The organism is Rhodopirellula baltica SH 1, assembly GCF_000196115.1.
Lineage (GTDB): Bacteria > Planctomycetota > Planctomycetia > Pirellulales > Pirellulaceae > Rhodopirellula > Rhodopirellula baltica.
Genome location: NC_005027.1, coordinates 2798825 through 2819082, shown reverse-complemented (window position 1 = coordinate 2819082; position 20258 = coordinate 2798825). Strand labels below are relative to the sequence as shown.

Annotated in this window: 11 protein-coding genes; 2 read left to right on the top strand and 9 right to left on the bottom strand. The window is 54.9% G+C overall.

Features of this window, described 5'->3' with window-relative positions:
• Position 1 precedes the first annotated feature (1 nt).
• Positions 2–919 carry a purine-nucleoside phosphorylase gene (locus RB_RS10960; RefSeq protein ID WP_011120447.1) on the bottom strand — a complete coding sequence of 306 codons (918 nt, stop codon included), beginning with the start codon at positions 917–919 and terminating at the stop codon, positions 2–4.
• 300 nt (positions 920–1219) lie between these two features.
• Between RB_RS10960 and fusA the strand changes: the two genes are divergently transcribed.
• Positions 1220–3307 carry an elongation factor G gene (gene fusA, locus RB_RS10955; RefSeq protein ID WP_011120445.1) on the top strand — a complete coding sequence of 696 codons (2088 nt, stop codon included), beginning with the start codon at positions 1220–1222 and terminating at the stop codon, positions 3305–3307.
• A gap of 129 nt (positions 3308–3436) precedes the next feature.
• Here the strand turns inward: fusA and RB_RS10950 are convergent, their stop codons facing one another.
• Positions 3437–3871: a secondary thiamine-phosphate synthase enzyme YjbQ gene (locus tag RB_RS10950; protein ID WP_037200957.1), complete on the bottom strand. Its 435-nt coding sequence runs from the start codon at positions 3869–3871 to the stop codon at positions 3437–3439.
• A gap of 300 nt (positions 3872–4171) precedes the next feature.
• On the opposite strand from RB_RS10950, the gene RB_RS10945 reads away from it, so the two are divergent.
• Positions 4172–5605: a PhoPQ-activated pathogenicity-related family protein gene (locus tag RB_RS10945; RefSeq protein WP_164921868.1), complete on the top strand. Its 1434-nt coding sequence runs from the start codon at positions 4172–4174 to the stop codon at positions 5603–5605.
• A 109-nt stretch (positions 5606–5714) separates the two neighbouring features.
• Here the strand turns inward: RB_RS10945 and RB_RS10940 are convergent, their stop codons facing one another.
• From RB_RS10940 to rpoC, 7 genes are all read right to left on the bottom strand, one after another.
• Positions 5715–7217: a DUF1501 domain-containing protein gene (locus RB_RS10940; RefSeq protein WP_007333818.1), complete on the bottom strand. Its 1503-nt coding sequence runs from the start codon at positions 7215–7217 to the stop codon at positions 5715–5717.
• A gap of 16 nt (positions 7218–7233) precedes the next feature.
• Positions 7234–10041 carry a PSD1 and planctomycete cytochrome C domain-containing protein gene (locus RB_RS10935; RefSeq protein ID WP_164921867.1) on the bottom strand — a complete coding sequence of 936 codons (2808 nt, stop codon included), beginning with the start codon at positions 10039–10041 and terminating at the stop codon, positions 7234–7236.
• Positions 10023–11627 carry a sulfatase gene (locus RB_RS10930; protein WP_164921866.1) on the bottom strand — a complete coding sequence of 535 codons (1605 nt, stop codon included), beginning with the start codon at positions 11625–11627 and terminating at the stop codon, positions 10023–10025. Before RB_RS10930 ends, RB_RS10935 begins: the two co-directional genes overlap by 19 nt.
• A gap of 153 nt (positions 11628–11780) precedes the next feature.
• Complete coding sequence (locus RB_RS10925; protein WP_164921865.1) at positions 11781–13433, bottom strand: LamG-like jellyroll fold domain-containing protein; 1653 nt, start codon at positions 13431–13433, stop codon at positions 11781–11783.
• Positions 13426–14010 (bottom strand): sigma-70 family RNA polymerase sigma factor, encoded by a 585-nt coding sequence (locus tag RB_RS10920; protein ID WP_164921864.1) that lies wholly within the window; start codon positions 14008–14010, stop codon positions 13426–13428. Before RB_RS10920 ends, RB_RS10925 begins: the two co-directional genes overlap by 8 nt.
• A gap of 105 nt (positions 14011–14115) precedes the next feature.
• Entirely contained in the window at positions 14116–15558 is a 1443-nt protein-coding gene (locus RB_RS10915; protein ID WP_011120435.1) for an N-acetylgalactosamine-6-sulfatase, read from the bottom strand.
• Positions 15559–15848: 290 nt separating this feature from the next.
• Complete coding sequence (gene rpoC, locus RB_RS10910; protein WP_007333812.1) at positions 15849–20138, bottom strand: DNA-directed RNA polymerase subunit beta'; 4290 nt, start codon at positions 20136–20138, stop codon at positions 15849–15851.
• Between the last annotated feature and the right edge of the window lie 120 nt (positions 20139–20258).

Here is a 20258-nt window from a genome sequence, read left to right as displayed (position 1 = left end):
ATCAAGCTCCGTGGGTGGCAATCGCTCGAACGATTTGTTGTAACCGGTTGGCGGCTCGCTCGCACACTTCCAGGACATCCGCGTGGTCGGCTGTCGCGGGTGCATCGGGCAAGGCGAGGTTGGTGACGACGGAAATACCAAGCGTTCGGACTCCGGCTGAATTGGCACACAACAGTTCCGGCACCGTGCTCATGCCAACCAGGTCAGCACCGAGTTGCCGCATCATTCGGCACTCCGCACGGGTTTCGTAGTTGGGACCGTTGACCGCCAGATACATGCCACGACGAAGTTCGAATCCGTTGGCGTGAGCGGTCTGGTGAGCGATCGCGTCGAGCTGTGGATCGCAGGTGTTCAAGCTGCGCCGAAAGCATTTCGCGGCAGCATCGGACTCGTTTGGCAAGTCGTTTGGTTGTTGGAAGCTGATTGGTTGTTGGAAGCTGATTGGCGGAGCACCCAGTTTTCCGTCTAGCCAGCTGCTGTGTTCGCTGAGCAGGACCAGATCGCCGACTTTGAATTGGGGGTTCAATCCGCCGGCGGCACAGCTGACGACCAATTCATTGATTCCAATTCCCGCCATCAATGCGACCGGCCGGGTGACGTCCCGAAGAGAATGGCCTTCGTAAACATGCAGACGTCCCGCCATCGCGATAATAGGGCGAGATGCCAGGTGTCCGATCAAGAATTCGCCTCGATGGCCTGACGCGGTGGACGGGGCCAGTCCGGGGATTTCCGCGTAGGGCACGATCGTGGGCGACTCGATTGCGTCAGCCAGTCCCCCCAAGCCACTGCCTAGGACGACTCCCAGGGGAGCTTTTTCGAATTTCGCCAGGATTGGAGCTTTGTCTCGGAGAGCGGCAAGCGATTCAGAGAGATCGGGAGCGGAGTCCGTGACGGCGGGGCGGTCGAATTTGATGGGCAAAATCGTTTCAAAAATCCAATGTCAGGGGGGATCGGGCCGCAATGCCGAGCAAAGATTGCGCCTGATTCGTTTTGGGGTTCCCGATCGGGGCCACCTTTGCGATATTTCCGTTCGATTTCTTAGGTGATTCGAAAAGAATGTCCGGGCGATTCCCGGTTTCGCCAGTCTACACCCCCCAACAATTTTTGACGATTCGTCGGCCACCCTCCAAATCCTCCCGGAATTACTGCGACATCCATGTCAGAGTTGTCGACGGGCGAGATTGGAACCGCCGCATTGGTCGAGCTTAGGTGAAGTATTATGAATTTGGAGAAGGTCAGAAACATTGGTATCAGTGCCCACATCGACTCGGGCAAGACCACTCTGAGCGAACGCATCCTGTTTTACAGCGGACGTATCCACAAGATCGAAGATGTTCGCGGTGGCGGTGACGGCGCTACGATGGATCACATGGAGCTCGAAAAAGAGCGTGGGATCACGATCACCAGTGCTGCGACCAGCGTGACGCACAACGGTTACCACATCAATCTGATCGACACCCCCGGCCACGTTGACTTCACCGTCGAAGTGGAACGTTCGCTGCGTGTCCTCGATGGTGCGGTTTTGGTTCTGTGCAGTGTCGGTGGCGTTCAAAGCCAGTCGATCACCGTCGACCGTCAAATGAAGCGATACCAAATTCCTCGCTTGGCGTTCATCAACAAGATGGACCGCACCGGTGCCAACCCACGTCGCGTCGTTGAACAGCTTCGTGAAAAACTTGGTGCCGATGCCTTCCTCGCGCAAATCCCAATCGGTGCGGAAGAGAACTTCCGTGGCGTCGTCGACTTGATCGAAATGGTTGCTTACACCTTCGAAGGCGACCAAGGCGAAAAGGTTGTCACGGGCGAAATTCCTGCTGACTTGAAAGACGAAGCAGAAGAAGCACGCGTTGCCATGTTGGATTCGTTGTCCAACTACAGCGACGAAGTGATGGAATTGCTGCTGAGCGAAGAAGAAGTGTCCAAGGACATGATCTACCGGGTCATGCGTGAAGCAGTTCTCAATGGTGCGACTCCCGTCTACATGGGCAGTGCTTACAAGAACAAAGGCGTTCAGCCATTGCTCAACGCGGTCACTCAGTACCTGCCCAGCCCGCTGGATCGTGAAATCTACGGACGCGACCCTTCGGATGAAGAAAAGAAGATCGAACTGTCACCCGATCCGGACAAGCCTTTCGTCGGCATGGCGTTCAAGATCGTCGAAGATCCGTTTGGTCAGTTGACCTTCATGCGTATCTACCAAGGTACGATCAAGAAGGGCGAAGCCTACACGAACCAGCGTTCGCAGAAAAAAGAACGCTTCAGCCGAATCGTGCGAATGCACAGTGAAAAGCGAGATGAAATTGATGAAGCCGGACCTGGTGACATCATCGCCGTCATGGGTATCGATTGTGCCTCCGGGGACACGTACTGCAGCGAGCGTGATTACGCGACGTTGGAATCGATGTACGTGCCTGAGCCCGTCATCAAAATCGCCGTCAATCCACTCAACCGTGGCGATGGCGACAAGATGAGCAAGGCGTTGCAACGCTTCCGCAAGGAAGACCCAACGTTCAGCGTTTACACCGATGAAGAAACCAACGAGATCTTGATCTCGGGCATGGGTGAGTTGCACTTGGAAATTTACATCGAACGAATTCGTCGTGAATATGGAGTCGAAATCGAAGTCGGTGCTCCCAAGGTTTCTTACCGCGAAAGTCCGACTCGCGAAGTCGAATTCAACTACAAGCACAAGAAGCAAACCGGTGGTTCAGGTCAGTACGCTCACATCGTTGGCAAGCTGATCCCGATCGAATCAGAAAGCGAAGACAGCTTCGAGTTCGAAGAAAAGGTTGTCGGTGGTCGTATTCCGAAGCAGTACATTCCTGCTGTCGAAAAAGGCTTCCGCGACATCCTGGGCAAGGGCCCGATCGCTGATTACCCCGTTGTGGGAACTCGCATTGAGTTGCTCGACGGTAGCTATCACGATGTTGACTCGAGCGAAAAAGCCTTTTACACCGCTGCTCAAGGTTGTTTCCGTGAGTACTTCAAGCAAGCCGCTCCGAAGTTGCTCGAGCCAATCATGAGCGTTGAAATCGAAGTTCCTGAAGAGTTCCAAGGTACCGTGACCGGTGACGTGATTCGTCGTCGTGGTCTGATGACCAGCAACGATACCAACGAAGGCATGACCGTTATCTTGGCGGAAGTTCCTTTGGCGGAAACCTTCGGCTACGCGACCGACCTTCGCAGCATGACCCAAGGTCAAGGAACGTTCACGATGGAATTGGCGGCCTACCGTCAGACTCCTTCGAACATCCAAGAAGAGATCATCGCCGAACGCAAGAAAGACGAATTGGCCGGCGCTCGCTAAGCCACTTCGACGATCCAAATACGAAACCACGCGACTCTCGTCGCGTGGTTTTTTTATGCGCGGACCGGACGACGCGACGGATTAGGCGGGCCTGTTTGGTCCCGCTCATGCGTGGCCGTTTGCGCCTACTCACTCACCGATGATTTTGACGAGGATTCGCTTTCGACGACGACCGTCGAACTCGTAGTAGAAGATGTGCTCCCACGGTCCGAGGTGCAGTTCGCCCTCGGTGATGGCCACCACGACCTCGCGTCCCATGATTTGCCGTTTGTGGTGTGCGTCCGCGTTGTCTTCGCCGGTTCGATTGTGCATGTAGCCACCGGATGCGGGATCGGTTCCAGCGTTGAATGGCACCAACTCCTCAAGCCAGCGTTCGTAGTCCGCGTGCAAACCGGATTCATTGTCATTGATGAAAACACTGGCCGTGATATGCATGGCATTGATAAGTGCCATGCCCTCCTGAATACCGCTTTCGCGAACCAATTGCTCCACATCACGATGGATCGAAACGATTCCGCGGCGACTGGGAATTTCCATCCACAACTCTTTCGTCAGTGTTTTCAACTTTGGGTTCCTTGAGGTTTGAGTTCGGAGTGCGTGCCATAGCAGTGCACGTGCGAGCAGCATTTGGGTTCTGACCAGAGCGTGGCGTCCATCGCCATATCGGTTGTCTAACGCGAATACGGTTTGATCGTTCGATATGAGCTGATTCTCAACCGACGCGTGTCGTCCGCCAGTTTTTCTCTTCGACCGCCGAACACCCAATCGTGTTGGACATGTGATTTTATGGGATGATGTTCCGGAACGCGATTCGCTGTTCCTTCAGCAATCTGTCTTTGCAATCTCTTTCTCCATGTCGGCCAATTGGATGACGATCCACGGCATGGAATCCTTGAAACGGTCGAGTCTCAATCGGTGTTTAGCAATCAATGGGTGTCCGGTTTGTTGGTGCTGGGAGCATTTCTGAGCGGTGTTGGTGAGTCGCGGGCCGAAGAGATTGCTCCACTCGAAACAGAGGCGATCAAATCGGATGCGACGCAGCGTTTGGCGGAAATGGTTTTGAAGCGAGATGATTCGTTTCGCTGGGACGTTCGCGCACGTGGTGAGATCGCGGGGTGCGACTATGTGGTCATCCATTTGGTCTCGCAAACGTGGCAGGGAGTCCCTTTGCAGCATTTGCTGTACATCTTGAATCCGCCCGAAGTTGACCCAAAGGAATCCAACGCACTCTTGTTGATCAGCGGCGGATCGTGGAAAGCGGAGTGGGGGATGGACGGCCCCGACACGATCGAAGTGCCACGCGAGGCGGCATTGCTGGCGAGCGTCGCGTTGGAAGTGAAAACACCGGTGGCGATCTTAAAGCAAGTTCCGTTTCAGCCGATGTTTGATGGACTGAAGGAAGATGCGCTGATCGCTCACACGTTTCAAAAATTCTTTGAGACGAACGATCCCGATTGGCCGTTGTTACCGGTGATGGCAAGAGCAGCCTCGGCGGCGATGGATGCGGTTGTTGGTGCAACGAAGGAAGAATGGGGTTTGTCGATCGATGGTTTCACGGTGACGGGCGCGAGCAAGCGAGGTTGGACGACGTACTTGGTCGGCGCAACGGATCCACGTGTCAAAGCGATTGCGCCGATGGTGATTGACATGTTGAACATGAACCGGCAAATGAAACACCAGATCGATGCGTGGGGTGCCTATTCTCCGCAGATCGAAGATTACACTCGCCGAGGTCTTCAAAAGATGATGGGAACGCCCAAAGGGATGACGTTGCTTCAATTGGTGGATCCCTATGAGCACCGTGCATCATTGACGATGCCAAAGCTGGTGTTGCTGGGCAGCAACGATCCATATTGGCCGGCTGATTCAACTCAGCATTACTTCGAAGAACTTTCCGGCCCAACTCTCCTGCTGAATATTCCCAACAACGGTCACGGTTTGAATGACATTCCGAGAATGGTGGGTGGCGTTTCTGCGCTCCATCGTTATGTGTGCGAGGGCAGGGCTTTGCCCGAATGGAAGACTCGAACGGAGAAAACGGCGGATGGATTGAAGATTATCGCAACAAGTGACCAGGTGCCTGCGAAGGTGATGTTGTGGACGGCGAAGTCGCGGACCCGTGACCTGCGATCTTCGATCTGGGAGTCATCGCCGTTGAAAGCAACTGAAGATGGGAGTTGGAGTTCGGAAGTCACACCACCGACCTCCGGTAGCTCAGCCGCATTCATCGAAGCTCAGTACGAATCGGCCGGAACGTTTCCATTGTCAGTGACATCGCAGATCCACGTTTTACACTGAGACAAATCGCATGACCCATTTGTAGCTCGGTGGTCCCCCACCGAGACGCACCATCCAGTTCATTCACGATCTTCATTGCGAATTGTCCATCTCAGTGGATGGGCGAGCATCACGCTAGCACGTCGTGGATGACATTTCCGTGGACGTTGGTCAGCCGTCGTTCCAATCCATTGTGGTAATACGTGAGTCGTTCGTGATCCAGGCCCATCAGGTGCAATAAGCTCGCGTTGAAATCGTAGACGGAGGTGGGATTGACGGAGGCTTTAAAACCGAACTCATCGCTTTCGCCGTAGCTGAATCCTTTCTTAACACCGGCACCGGTGAGGAAGCACGTGAACGCGTCCGGGTTGTGATCGCGTCCCGTGCCATTGGATTGCAAGAATGGCATCCGGCCAAACTCGGTTGCCCACACGACCAGCGTATTTTCGAGCAAACCTCTTTGTTTCATATCAGCGATGAGTGCTGCCGTCGGTTGGTCCATGATCTCAGCTTGCATCGCATGAGTCTCTGCAATATTAGAGTGCGAATCCCAGTTGGTGATTCCATTGCCGCCAGCAGGGTCACTGCCATTGAACAATTGAACAACCCGGACTCCTTTCTCAATGAGGCGGCGAGCTAAGATGCAGTTCTTGGCGTACTCACCACGCAATTCACTGCCGCCCTCAACACCATAGGCCTTCAACGTCGCGGCAGTTTCGCCGGACAGGTCCATCACATCAGGAACGGATGTTTGCATCTTTCCCGCTAATTCATAGCTTGCGATTCGGCCGGCTAGATTGGCGTCACCTGGGTAGAGTTCCAAATGCTTCGCGTTGAGTCGTTGAAGCAAATCAACGGTGGCCGCATCCGCATCAGGAGTCAGTCCGCTTGGGCGGTGAAGATTGTTCGGAGGATTCTTGGCATTGAAGTCAGTGCCCTGGAAAGCGGCGGGCAAAAATCCATTACCGAAGTTGTTCTTGCCACTGCGAGCCAGTCCTCGAGGATCGTTAATTGCGACGAACGCGGGTAGCTCTTGATTCTCCGTTCCAAGAGCGTAAGTCACCCAGGAACCAAACGATGGGAACCCTTCCATCGTGAACCCCGTGTTCAGAAAGTTTTCACCTTGCGGGTGGGCACTCGTGTCTGTGTTGAGTGAATGCAGAAAGCAGAAGTCATCGACTTGTTCCGCCAAGTGCGGCAGCAGATCCGAAACCATCTTTCCGGATTCGCCACGCGGTTTGAAATCCCAAAACGGTTTTGCGATGTTCCCGGTGGGGCCTTCGAAGGTAACCGCGGGAATGCCGGGTGGCTTTTGACCGTGCAGTTTGGTGAGTGCTGGTTTGTAGTCGAACGTGTCGACGTGACTGACCGCACCCGGGCAGAAGATCACCAACACTTGCTTTGCCGGTGATTCGAAATGTGCCTTTCGCGGCAAGTATGGATTGTTTGGATCGATCGACGGGCGGATCGGAGTTTTGCCTCCGGCGGTGCCAACGTCCGATGCGAGCAATCCGTCTGATTGCAGGAGGCTGGCTAACCCAAGACCAGCGGTTGAAAGCCCCGCCGTACCAAGGAAGCTGCGCCGATCCAACAAACGCCGACCGTGAGCGGAGATATTCTCAGGATTCGTCATGATGAGTTGTCCGATGTTATGGAAGGAACGCGAGTTCGTTGGAGTTGATGAGGGCTCGGCAAACCAATGCTAGGTTGCCGTCTTGAGCGACCTGCGCGCAAGCTGCTTGCTCGGTTTCAGTGGGCGAGCGGCCCAGCAGGAGTTCGAAGCAACGGTCAATCGCGACATCGAGTTGATTGTTAGATTCTCGAAGTGCTCGCTCAGCGATCTGGTCAGATTGTTCCAACACGAAATCACTGTTCATCAAGTTCAGAGCCTGCAGTGGCGTCGTCGACACTGGACGTTTCGCTCGGACTTGCCCGCAGTCGGGAAAGTCAAAAGCGGTGAAGATTTGATCATCCACCCGTCGCATGCGTTCTTGGTACAGCATTCTTCGCCAAGTCTTTGGTCCGTGATTGTTCACCACTTCCCACTGCGCGTAGGTCGCCTTTTCGTTGTGGATTCGGTAGCTGCGGCCGCCGATTTTCAGATCGATTGAACCGGATGCCATCAAGATCGAATCGCGGATGACTTCCGCTTCCATGCGTCTTGGTGGAAATCGCCAGAGCAAAGCTGATCCAGCGTCGCGGTTGAGTCCCTCGTCGTTTGGTGCACTTGCTTGACGAAACGCTTCCGACATCACCAACATTCGCACCAGCGATTTGACCGACCATGCGGGGGCGTCTGCGTTTGACGGTGACACAAATTCAGCGGAAAGCCAATCCAGTAATTCCGGATGTGTTGGTGACGCGCCGGCACGACCAAAGTCGCTGGTGGTCGGAACAATTCCCGTTCCAAAAATGTGGTGCCACACTCGGTTGACCATGACTCTTGCCGTCAGCGGATTCTCAGGCGATGTCAGCCACTTCGCGAATTCGAGTCTGCGCTGGGGACCGGATGCTGAGGAGTCGAGTCCCAGGTCTCCGTCGAAGATTTCTGGTGCCGCTGGCATGACCTCATCGTGAGGACTCTCCGGGCTGCCTCGCAGCAACACGTGTGTCACAACAGGCTCGATGAACCGGCCCACAAAACTGGGCTGCGGGCCTTCTTCTGATAGCTGATCGATCAGATTCTGAATGTTGGCAAGTGTTTCTTTTCGCTGAGGGTTGTTCTTCAGGAGCTTGTCATTGACCGCCCAAGTCCCTGTCCACGGTTGCCAAGTCCCGTCGTCCTGCATGATATCCATGTCAAACTGGAATTTCGGCAGATACGGTTTTTTGTTCAGGTAGTCGGTGTCGTAGAAGTATTCGCGATTGTTGCTCAGGCGAAGACGGTTGATCGTCTGCGGGCTTTGGAAATTGAATTGGACCCAAGGGCGTTCTTCTTTCTTTGCGTCGAGTTTTGCCCGCCAAGCCATCGTTCCGTACTCGCCGTCGTTGACTCGCTCGATGGGGTTGCGACCATCGGTGCCTTCTTCAGGGAATCCCGAGACGATCGTTCCTTCGCGTGAATCAGCGAGATTACGATTTAGGCCGTGAGGACCGAGAACTTCCAGTTCATCAAGTCCCAGGTTCGGTGCCTTGAACCGGATCCGAACAGCGGTGGTTGTTGCGACGGGAAAATGGAGTTCGCGGTAGGCACCCCAATCTTCTTCCCAGCCGCCGTCTTCGCGAAGCTTGTCACGTTCGGTCTGGATTCGCGTCCAGATCTCGTGACCGCGTTTGCGGAGCGGGTGGTCCGAAGAATATTCTGGTTGGCGACTTCCGAACTCGATGTCTTGGAAGACCGCCGTCATCGAGTAGTAGTCTTGGATCGATACCGGATCAAATTTGTGATTGTGGCAACGAGCGCACCCAACGGTCACGCCCATCACGGAGGCACCAACGGTTTGCATGATCTCATCCAAACGATCCGCGCGTGCTTGCCGAATGGCGGTTGGTTCACGCCCGACGGTCGCGGCGGGAACGTGTGGTCCCGAGACCAGGTATCCGGTGGCTTCGCCCGCACCCATTGAATCGCCGGCGATCTGCTCCTTCACGAATTGATCGTAAGGTTTGTCTTCGTTGAATGACCGAACCACATAGTCGCGATAGACCCAGGCATTTTTCCGATACAGGTTGGCTTCGGATCCATTGGTTTCTGCCCACCGAATCACATCGAGCCAATGTTGTGCCCAACGCTCGCCAAAATGAGGGGACTGGAGTAGCCGATCAACAGCTTGCTCATAAGCAAGATCGCCATCGCGAGAAAATTGGTTGACAAAGGCCTTCGTTTCTTCGGGACTGGGCGGTAGGCCCGTCAAAACGATCGACAGTCGACGAATCAACTCACGTGGATCTGCCGTGGCTGAATAAGCGAGGTCATCTTCGGCCAATCGTGATAGGAGGAAAGCGTCGATTGGTTGAGGCGATTTGGCGTCCTTGCTTGTGAAAGACGGAACGTCAGGACGAACGACCGGCTGGAAAGCCCAGTGATCGGATTCGTTCTCAAAGACCGCGTCCATTTGACCTGGCCAATCAGCTCCTTCTGTAATCCAACGAGCGATCGTTTCAATTTCTTCCTCTGACAATTGATCGTCATCGGGGGGCATCGCCATGTCTTCATCGAGATGGCGGATTACGTCCATGACGTAACTCTTCTCGGGATGACCGGGAACCAGAGCTGGCAAACCCGAGTCACCACCACGCATCATGTGAGGCCGTGAATCAAGGCGAAGCCCAGACTCCTGTTCGTCTTCGCCATGACAATAGACACATCGATCTTCGAAGATCGGAGCAATGTCGTTCTCGTAGTCGACTTTCTCCGCTGATCCAACATTGGTCGTGAAGGTCGCCAGGGCGACGAGCGTCAAAGCGATCGTCCATCGATTCCATTGTGGTTGTGATTTCATCGTGCTGCCTCCCATCCGGCATTCCACTGCGTCATCAGCTGGCTGGTCAATTCGGGTTGTTCATTGGCGATGTTCTTTGTCTCGTTCGGATCGTTCGCGTGATCGAACAGTTCGACGTAGATCGGGCTGGCACTCGGATCGCGATGGTCTTTCCAAATGACCAGACGGTAGCGATCGGTTCGCATGGTGTAGCCCATGAGATGTTGCTCGAACAATTCACGGTCCCATGCCTTTCCCTGCTGGTTGATGATCCGTTCTTCCACCTGCTCAATCAGAGGCCCGAACCATGTTTCTCGCATGCCCTGAGAAAGCGGATTGGCGGCCCATTCGCGAAGTGCGGGATTGGGGTATTGGCTGAACGCAGCTTTCTTCCAAGGTTGGTTCGGATTGTTCATCAGTGGCTTGAAGCTGGTGCCTTCGGTGTGTTCCGGCACATTGATCTCTGCCAGTTCGCAGAGCGTTGGATAAATGTCGACCAGTTCGACCAAGGCATCGGTTGTTGCGCCTCGAGCTTTCATGTCAGGAGCCCAAATCATCAGCGGGACTCGCGTGGCGATTTCGTAGTTGGTGGCTTTCCCCCAGACACCCATGTCGCCGAGGTGCCAACCATGGTCTCCCCAAACGACGATCACCGTATTGTCGCGAACGCCGGCGTCTTCCAAAGCGGCAATCAATTTACCGATCTGTGCATCGACGTAGCTGACCGAAGCCAGGTAAGCATGTTTGAGCTTGCGAGATAGCTCAGGCGACAATGGACCGATTTTGGGAATTCCAGCACGGGTGCGAAGCTCAAAGGAAGCGTGCAGCCCCATCGCCGCACCGTTTTCCGGAGCGTCGGTTTCGACGGCCATCGGAATGTCGTTCGCATCGTACAAGTCCCAGTATTTGCTGGGAGCACACCAATTCAAATGCGGCAGTTTGTAGCCCATCGCAAGGAAAAAGGGTGTCTCGTTGTCCTGAGTCATTTCCTTCAGCGTCGCGATCGCCATCGCGGTGTTGTAACCGTCGACGTAGTCCGTGTCGGCGACATCCGCCTTTTCATAAGCCGGCCCGGCAGCTAAACCTCGCCGGGCAGCTTCACCGTACTTCGCCAACATGCTTTTCATGTTGTCGGACTTCATTTTCAGGTTTTCTGGTAACGCGTATCCGCCTTTTGGTTTTCGGATCCCATCAAGTCGCTTGACCGATTCACGGTTCCACGAACGCCCGTCATCCGTGTCGCCTTGGTGAAAGATCTTTCCGCAATAGGCCGCGTCGTAACCGTTTGCGACGAAGTGTTCTGGTAGCGTCAAAATGTTTGGCTGCAACTCACGAAGCGAGACGTAGTTGTGATACAGCCCCGTCGTGTCCGGACGAGCACCCGTCATCAGACTCGCTCGCGATGGACGGCAGATCGCTTGTTGGCAATAAGCGCGGTTGAAAAGCAGTCCGTCGGCAGCCAGTTGGTCCAAGTGTGGTGTCTTCGCGATCGGCGATTCATAACAGCCCAATTCTGGACGCAAATCGTCAACCGCGATGAACAGGACATTCAGTTTCTCACCCGCGTAGTCAACGGATTGCGAAAGTAAGACGAGAGACAAAGTGAGTATCAATCGAAGCATGTTTCTCGGTGGGGCGATGGGGAGGGGGAGATTTCTCTTGAATCGTTTGAGCCGGTTGGGCGTTGGCCCTGGTTCCGGTGATAGCAACCGGGGTTGACGCTCAAACGGCTCGTTCAAAGTGTTGCTGACCAGCCAAATTACTTCTGCTTCTGTTCAGTAGCCCAATGGTTTACCGGACTCGTAGAGCGACTGGATTTCGGTAGCAGTCAATGCCGCGTTGTAAATCGTTAGCTCGTCGATCGAGCCATCCAGGTTGCGGACCGCGAACCAAGGCGTTTCTCGAAATGGTTGACCCCAGTTTCCGATCTCCGCTGGGCCGATTCGCAACGTGTCGATTCGGTATTTCGGATCGATGGCTTCATCGCTGATGCGGTTGCCGTTCACAAACTGTTGCACTCGTTGGGATGCCGGATCGTAAACCGCTGCCAAATGGAACCACTGTCCGCTGTTGGCGATCTCCCAGAACGGTTCGGTGATGTACACGCGATGCAAGCCGGCGTCTTTTACAACACGTTGATCGCGTTTGTTATAGAAGCTGACGCTTTGAGAATCATCGACCATGACGGAAAACATCAGGCGTCCGTCATCGCGAATCTGCCAGTGCGGTTCACCATTCTCATAGCCATCGCCCATGAACAGAGCGTTGTATCGCTGGTCTAGACTGTCAATTTTGACCCAACATGCAAACGTGAATGCTTGAAAGTCTCCATCAATGCGTGTCCGAACTCGAGACCCTGGGCGATCGAAATTGATTCCCCGAGATGCCGCTCCAAAGCGACCATCGACCACTTCAACCGGCCCAACCAACAAGCCGTCTTGTGTCCCATCGGCGGTCGCTCCGTTGCGAATCGTGCGTCCTTCAAGTTCTGAAGTTGCGAAGAGGGCTATCAGCCGATCGTCGTTTTGTAGTGACAGCATGGATTCTTTCCACCTTTGGAACCTTTGCGTCATCGCGGATTCGTCGCGGTGGTGCAGATCCGTGGCGGTGATCATGTCTTCGATGGCTTGGTCGGATGGCGAACCGTGAAGCGTTCGTCGTTCGCCGGTGTGCAAATGTTGGCCATCCAGTCCACCGCCCCGCAACATGATTTCTCCGTCGACGACTTCCACTTGAGCCATGTCCGACGAGACATCCATCGTGAATTCAGTCCCCAAGTCAATGACTTCGGATTCGGCGGTCTTGACCGAAAAACCACGGGCGGCTGGTGGTACGGTTGCTCTCAACCGGCCCTGATTCACTCGGACCGACCAATCGGATTCGATGTCCAAATTCGCGGGACCTTCCACGATCAACGTCGCTCCGCAGAAAAAGTCAATCTCGGCGACGCCGCTGTCGAACTGAAAGCGACCATTGGGCAACACCTCACCGACTTTGGCGGGTTTGGATGAGTCGGTCCACTCAACATCAACGGCTCGACGAAGCGTTGCGTGACCGGCGATCTGTGATTCAGATGCAGCCGATTCCAACTCCACGACGTCGACGATCCGGGGTGAATTCAGTCTCTGACGTCCCAGCCAATAGGCGAGCCCGCCGACGACGAAAAGTGCAGTCGCGGCGATCATCAAAGAACGAAAAGCGAAAACGCTCGGCCAGCGATTCAGTGGCAATGTGGTCGTCGATTCTGCCGAAGTTGCAACGGGCGTCGCTGCGATTTCGTGCAGTGACTCACAGGCGTTGACGGCGTTCAGATACGTAAGCCGCGCTTCCTCACTTGTTTCGAGCAGGTCTTGGAGTCGATCAAAGTCTTCGGGCGAGATGGTTTGATCGATTGCTTGATAAACTAGTTTTAGAAAAGCGTTATCCATGATGGAGCTCCTGTTGCAGTTGCTCTTCGACACAACGCTGAAGCGAAGCACGCAAGACATTGAGTTGGTAGTACAAGCGACGTGCCTTTTGGCCTGTCTTCTTCGCGATCGACGTGACCGACTGGCCGGGCGAGTGAACGCTGAGCACCAATTGCCTCTGCGAACGGCCGAGCTTTGCCAGGCATCTCTCCATGGCTTGTCGTTCGTCTTCGCGTCGTTCCAATCGAGTCATCGCCGAGGTGGCGAGTGCGTCCACCACTGAGTCGCGAAAGACCAACCGATCGCGACCCTGATCTCGTTGCCAGCTGAGTGCTTTGTAGCGAGCGATGACACATGCCCATCGGACAAACTCGTCTTCGTGCCCTGAGTTTTGCAATGCGAAGTCATCAAATTTTCGCCAGCACTCGAGCGCTGTTTCTTGCACGACGTCTTCGACCGCATCTCGATTTGCGAGGAGAGATCGTATGAATCGGCGGATCGAGAGATCGTGGCGTGTCAGCAAGGCCACGAACTGGTTGTATCGTTGCTCACGCTGGTTCGAATCGATGCTGTTGCTGGGTGGATCGCTAGCGGCCATACATTTTTCTCCACCTAGTCATTCCACGCTCTGGCCGATTTACAAAGATTTCAGCCGAGCATTTGCGCAACTTTCGAAAATATCCGCCGCAAGTTGTTTGCTTGGTTAGTCGAAGGTCTTCGCAGGTGGCATTTCAGCTTGAACTGCGTCCCAAGCTGCCAGCAAGTCTTGCAGTCGATTCGGGTGCACGTCGGACAAGTCTTTGGACTCGCTGAGGTCCAAGGCAAGGTTGAAGAGCTCGATCGGTTGATTTTGTCGAGCCTGGACAAATTTCCAATCACCATGCCGAAGGGCTCGCGCCCCGCGGGGCATCCGCCACCAAACCGTTCGGGGCAACTTGAAGGTACCTCTACCGATCCATGGCAAAACATTCGTGCCATCGGTTTCGAGCTGGGAAGCTTCGCCGACTGCCAACGGCAAGAACGAAGCGGCGATGTCGAGGCTCAGGATTGGAGTGTCTTCTTCAGCTCCCGCCGGGATCGTTCCAGGCATGCTCCAAATCATCGGGATGCGAACACCGCCTTCGTAGAGGCTTCCTTTGCCGCCGCGAAGTGGCGCGTTGCTACTGGTGAGTTCCGCTGTTGGTCCACCGTTGTCGCTGAAGAAGACAACGAGCGTATCTTGTCGCAGCTTTTGTTGATCGAGCTTCTCAATGATTCGGCCGACCCCGCGATCCAAGGCGATCAACATGCCGGCAAAAATTCGCCGTTGAGGATCGTCGATAAGTTCCATCGCGGCATGATCTTCGAGTGACGCTTGCATGGGCGAATGCACGGCGTTGTAAGAGACAACCATGGCGAATGGTTTCGACGCGGTTTGGGTGATCGCATCGATCGCTTTGTCGGTGATGCTATCCGTCAGGTAGTTCCAGTGTTCGATCGGCTCGCTGCCATCGAGCATCGGATTGCCGGCGTCATAGTCGGGTTCGTTGATTCGGGCGTAGTTGCCGCGAATGGTCTTTTGGTTGGTTTCGAATCGTCCGGTTGGAAGCGTGTTGTCACGTAGCATCGTCCAAACGTTTTCAAACGGTGGACCGGGGACGTAAAAGTGACCTTCGTGCAAGAATCCAAAGAAGCGATCAAAGCCTTTTGATGTTGGCACTTGAGATGGGCGAGTGCCGAGGTGCCACTTGCCGATCAGCGAGGTTTGATAGCCAGCGGATTGGAGATGCTCAACGAAGGTCTTTTGCTGCGGAGGCAAACCCGCGTTGGGGTGATTGTTGCGTTCTCCGGTCGGGTTGAGGTCGTAACCAAATCGAGATTGGTAACGACCTGATAAAAAACCGGCTCGAGAGGGACTGCAATACGACGAGGTCACATAGCCGCTGGTGCAGCGAACTCCTGATCGAGCCAATGCGTCGATTGCGGGTGTTGGAATCTCAGCATTGCCCATCATGCCGGTTTCGCCATAACCAAGATCGTCCGCGATGATCACAACCAAATTGGGTTGCGATGCGGCAGTCGTTCCCTGCCAGCACAATGCAACGCTCGCCAGGAACAGGCAGGCGGTAGATGGGGCGGCGATCGAGCGTGGGGGCGACGCGAGCATGATGAAGATCGGCTTGGGGAGATGGTGGGGGTACTTAGTTTATCAGGGGCACAGGGGCACAGGGGCACAGGGGCACAGGGACTCAGGGACTCAGGGACTCAGGGACTCAGGGACTCAGGACTCAGGACTCAGGACTCAGGACTCAGGACTCAGGACTCAGGACTCAGGACTCAGGACTCAGGACTCAGGACTCAGGACTCAGGACTCAGGACTCAGGACTCGTCAGCGCATGAAAAAACCGGGCGTCTTGAGAACGCCCGGTTGATGTTTTTAACGATTCGAAAAGGAGATCACTCGCCTTCGGTCGTGCTCGATGTGGTCGAGGCGGGTTCGCCATCGCCTCCGAGCAACGGGAAGGACTCTTCGAGTGCCGAGACAGGTGCCTGCGACAGTTCTTCGAGTGCTTCGCGGCGGTAGTTGACTTCCGACTCTTGGAAGATGCGGAATCCGGTACCGGCTGGAATCAAGTGACCCAAGATGACGTTCTCTTTCAAACCGACCAACTTGTCGACCTTGCCTGCCAAAGCGGCTTCGGTGAGCACCTTGGTGGTTTCTTGGAACGACGCTGCCGAGATGAACGAGTTCGACTGAACGGCGGCCTTGGTGATACCGAGCAACTGGGTGCTGGCCGTTGCACTCTTGCAACGTTTGCCCTTGGCTGGCGTTCCGCCCATCGCTTCGACTTCGGCGTTGGTTTGTTCGAACGCTTCCTTTGGCACGATCGTGCCTTCGGTGTAGTCCGTGTCACCTGGGTTGGCGATCTTGATGCACTTCTGCAAGTCCTGGTTGGCTTTGCGGAAGTGGAATCGGTCCATCACGCTACCGGGCAACAGGTTGGTGTCGCCGGCGTTCTCGATCTTCACCTTGCGAAGCATGCGAGCGATGATGATTTCGCCGTGCTTGTCGTTGATTTCCACACGCTGGCTGCGATAGACCTGTTGGATTTCGTGCAGCAAGTATTGCTGAACGGCTTCTTCCCCGGTCACACGCAAGATGTCGTGAGGAACCAACGCACCGTCCACCAGTGCTTGACCAGCCTTCACGATGTCGCCGGTGTGGACCAAGAAGTGCTTCCCGTGAGGAACCAAGTGTTCGCGTTCGATTCCTGATTCGCTGCGGACGATAATCGTTCGCTTGCCACGTTTGCGTTCGCTGAGGATTTCGACTTCGCCGTCGACTTCCGCGATCACAGCTGGATCCTTTGGCTTACGAGCTTCGAAGATCTCGGTCACACGAGGCAGACCACCGGTGATGTCCGAAACACCGCCCGTTTCACGAGGCATTTCAGCAAGGACCTTACCGGGGATGACTTCTTCGCCTTCCTTGACCGAGATCGTTGCACGTTCGGGCAAGTACTGAGCGTGAAGCGGACGACCGGTTTCATCTTCGATGACCAACTGCGGGTGCAGGTCACCCTTGTGGTCGATGATTGTCATCCGGGTGTTACCGCTGGCTTCGCGATCCAGACGCATCGTTTCGCCTTCGACAACATCTTCGAAGCGAATCTTACCGGTGACTTCCGACAAAATCGGAATTGAGTACGGGTTCCATTCGCAGAGGACTTGTCCGGCGGTGACTTTGTCGCCTTCTTTGACCATCAGCATGGCACCGGTTGGGATGTCATACGATTCGACTTCCCGACCGCGATCATCGACCAACATGATTTGGCCGTTCCGGGTCAACACGATGTCGCGACCTTCGGCGTTCGTCACGGCTTTCATTCGTGTCAAACGAACTTCACCATCACGGCTGGTTTTGATGTCCGACTCTTCGACTTGCTTGCTCACCGAACCACCGATGTGGAACGTACGCATCGTCAACTGAGTACCGGGCTCACCAATCGATTGGGCGGCGATGATACCGACAGCCATGCCTTCTTCGACCATCGATCCGGTCGACATGTCCATGCCGTAGCAGCATCGGCAAACACCCAGAGGTGCGTCACAAGACATTGGCGTGCGAACTTGGATTTTTTCCAAGCCCATCGCTTCGATGTTGCGTGCGATCTCGGGAGTGATCATCTGGTTCGCTTCCACAATCACTTCGTCGGTGACCGGGTTGACGATCGACTTCAGGCTGACACGACCATTGATCGATTCGGCCAGTGAAACTTCGACCTTTTCACCACGGTAAACGACACCCTTCGTGATGCCCTGTGTGGTGCCGCAGTCATGCATGGTGACCACAACGTTCTGAGCCACGTCGGCGAGTTTACGAGTCAGGTAACCGGAGTCGGCTGTCTTCAACGCCGTATCGGCCAGACCCTTCCGAGCACCGTGTGTGGACGAGAAGTACTCGAGCACCGACAGGCCTTCGCGGAAGTTTGCCTTGATGGGCGTTTCGATGATTTCACCGGTTGGCTTGGCCATCAGACCACGCATACCGGCGAGCTGACGAATTTGCTCAATACCACCCCGTGCACCCGAGTGCGACATCAAGAAAACGGGGTTGATGTACCAACCGCCGGGCCGGATGTCGTTTTCCATCGCCGACATCATGTCTGCCGTGATGGCTTCGCGAGCGTGGGTCCAAGCATCGAGAACTTGGTTGTACCGTTCCTTGCCCGTCATCAGACCGCGGTCATAAGCCTTCTTGTGCTTCATGACCTCTTTTTCGGCTTCCTTGATGAACTGCAGCTTGGTGTCCGGGGTCACCAGGTCATCCGTCGCGAACGACAGACCGCTGCGGGTTGATTCACGGAATCCGGTCTGCATCATGTCATCGAGCAAGTGAATCGTTGCTTTGCGTCCGAGACGCTGGTAGCAGTCACTGATCGATTTGGCCAAGTCACCGCTACGCATGGCGCGGTTGTAGAAATCCATCCCGACGGGAAGCATTTCGTTGAAGCGAACGCGACCCGGAGTCGTGTCGATGATCGCGCCGTATTCGCCACTCTCGTCGTCGGTCTTGAGTTTCTGATACTTCGGCAAACGCAACTTGATTCGCGTGTGCAGACCAACGATGCCCTGAGCCAACGCGTAGTCGACTTCTTCGTAGGTGCTGAACGTCATGCCCTCGCCCTTTTGATCGGGCATCTCGACGGTCATGAAGTAGCAACCCATGACGATGTCCTGCGAAGGACTCATGATGGGTTTACCGTTCGAAGGAGCGAACACGTTGTTCGTGCTCATCATCAACGTGTGAGCTTCCACTTGGGCTTCGATCGAAAGCGGCAAGTGAACGGCCATCTGGTCGCCGTCGAAGTCAGCGTTGAAACCTTTGCAAACCAGCGGGTGCAGGTGGATCGCGTTGCCTTCGACCAAGGTTGGTTCGAAAGCTTGGATACCCATCCGGTGCAACGTTGGTGCTCGGTTGAGCAACACGGGGTGGTTCGTGATGACTTGCTCGAGGATATCCCAGACCTCTTCGTCTTTTCGTTCGAGCATCTTCTTGGCCGACTTGATCGTGTCAGCGTGGCCGAGCTCTTTCAGACGACGGATGATGAACGGTTGGTACAGTTCAAGCGCGATCTTCTTTGGCAAACCGCACTGGTGCAGTTTCAAACGAGGACCGACCACGATGACCGAACGGGCGGAGTAATCGACTCGCTTGCCAAGCAGGTTTTCGCGGAAACGTCCTTGTTTTCCCTTGATCATGTCGGTCAAGGATTTCAGCGGTCGGTTCGACGATCCCAACACGGGACGCTTGCAACGGTTGTTATCGAACAACGCATCGACGGACTGTTGCAGCATTCGCTTTTCGTTGCGAATGATGACTTCCGGTGCGTTCAGGTCGACCAGTTTTCGCAAACGGTTGTTGCGGTTGATGATCCGGCGATAGAGATCGTTCAAGTCCGAGGTCGCGAAGTTTCCGCTGTCCAGCAGAACCAAAGGACGCAAGTCGGGAGGAATGACCGGAATGACATCGAGGACCATCCACTCGGGACGGTTGTCGCTGTCGCGGATCGACTCGACGATCTTGAGTCGGTTGATCAGGTCTTTCTTCTTTTGCTTGCTGCCGGTTTCCGCCAAGTCAACGCGCAGTTGATCGGACAGGGTGACCAAGTCGAGTTTGTTCAGCAGATCGCGAACGGCTTCCGCACCCATGTCGGCTTGGAAGCTGCCTGAGCCGTACTGTTGACGTGCGGCGCGGTATTCCTCTTCGGTGAGGAGTTGCAACATTTCCAGGTCGGTGTCCTTGGGATCCGTGACCACGTAATCCTGGAAGTAGATGACCTTTTCCAGCGAGCTGGTTTTCATCGCGAGCAAGTTGCCCAGTCGCGATGGCATGGCTTTGAAGAACCAAATGTGAACAACCGGAGCGGCCAGTTCGATGTGGCCCATGCGTTTACGACGCACGCGGCTGTGGGTGACCTTCACGCCGCAACGGTCGCAGATCATGCCCTTGTACTTCATTCCACGGTATTTACCGCAGGCACATTCCCAGTCCTTCTCAGGGCCAAAGATGCGTTCGCAGAACAAACCGTCTTTTTCAGGACGGTAGGTTCGATAGTTGATCGTTTCGGGTTTTTTGACCTCACCGAACGACCATGCTTTGATGTCTTGAGGTCGCGCCAACGAGATACGGACGGAGGCGTAATCGTTGATGCGATCGTAGTTGCTGGTTTCGCCAATGGACATTCTGAGAAGCTCCTAGCTATTAGCAGTTCGCTGCTAGCTTTTTTGCTGGTGCAATTGATGTTGGGAAGAAGGTCAGAAGATGGGGGTGAGTCATTCTTCTGACGCTTGAGTTCGAAAACC

Excerpts from the sequence above, each read along its gene's own strand:
- RB_RS10930 (WP_164921866.1), bottom strand. The coding sequence starts at position 11,627 with ATGCTTCGATTGATACTCACTTTGTCTCTCGTCTTACTTTCGCAATCC.
- RB_RS10940 (WP_007333818.1), bottom strand. The coding sequence starts at position 7,217 with ATGACGAATCCTGAGAATATCTCCGCTCACGGTCGGCGTTTGTTGGAT.
- fusA (WP_011120445.1), top strand. The coding sequence starts at position 1,220 with ATGAATTTGGAGAAGGTCAGAAACATTGGTATCAGTGCCCACATCGAC.
- RB_RS10915 (WP_011120435.1), bottom strand. The coding sequence starts at position 15,558 with ATGCTCGCGTCGCCCCCACGCTCGATCGCCGCCCCATCTACCGCCTGC.
- RB_RS10935 (WP_164921867.1), bottom strand. The coding sequence starts at position 10,041 with ATGGGAGGCAGCACGATGAAATCACAACCACAATGGAATCGATGGACG.
- RB_RS10925 (WP_164921865.1), bottom strand. The coding sequence starts at position 13,433 with ATGGATAACGCTTTTCTAAAACTAGTTTATCAAGCAATCGATCAAACC.
- RB_RS10920 (WP_164921864.1), bottom strand. The coding sequence starts at position 14,010 with ATGGCCGCTAGCGATCCACCCAGCAACAGCATCGATTCGAACCAGCGT.
- rpoC (WP_007333812.1), bottom strand. The coding sequence starts at position 20,138 with ATGTCCATTGGCGAAACCAGCAACTACGATCGCATCAACGATTACGCC.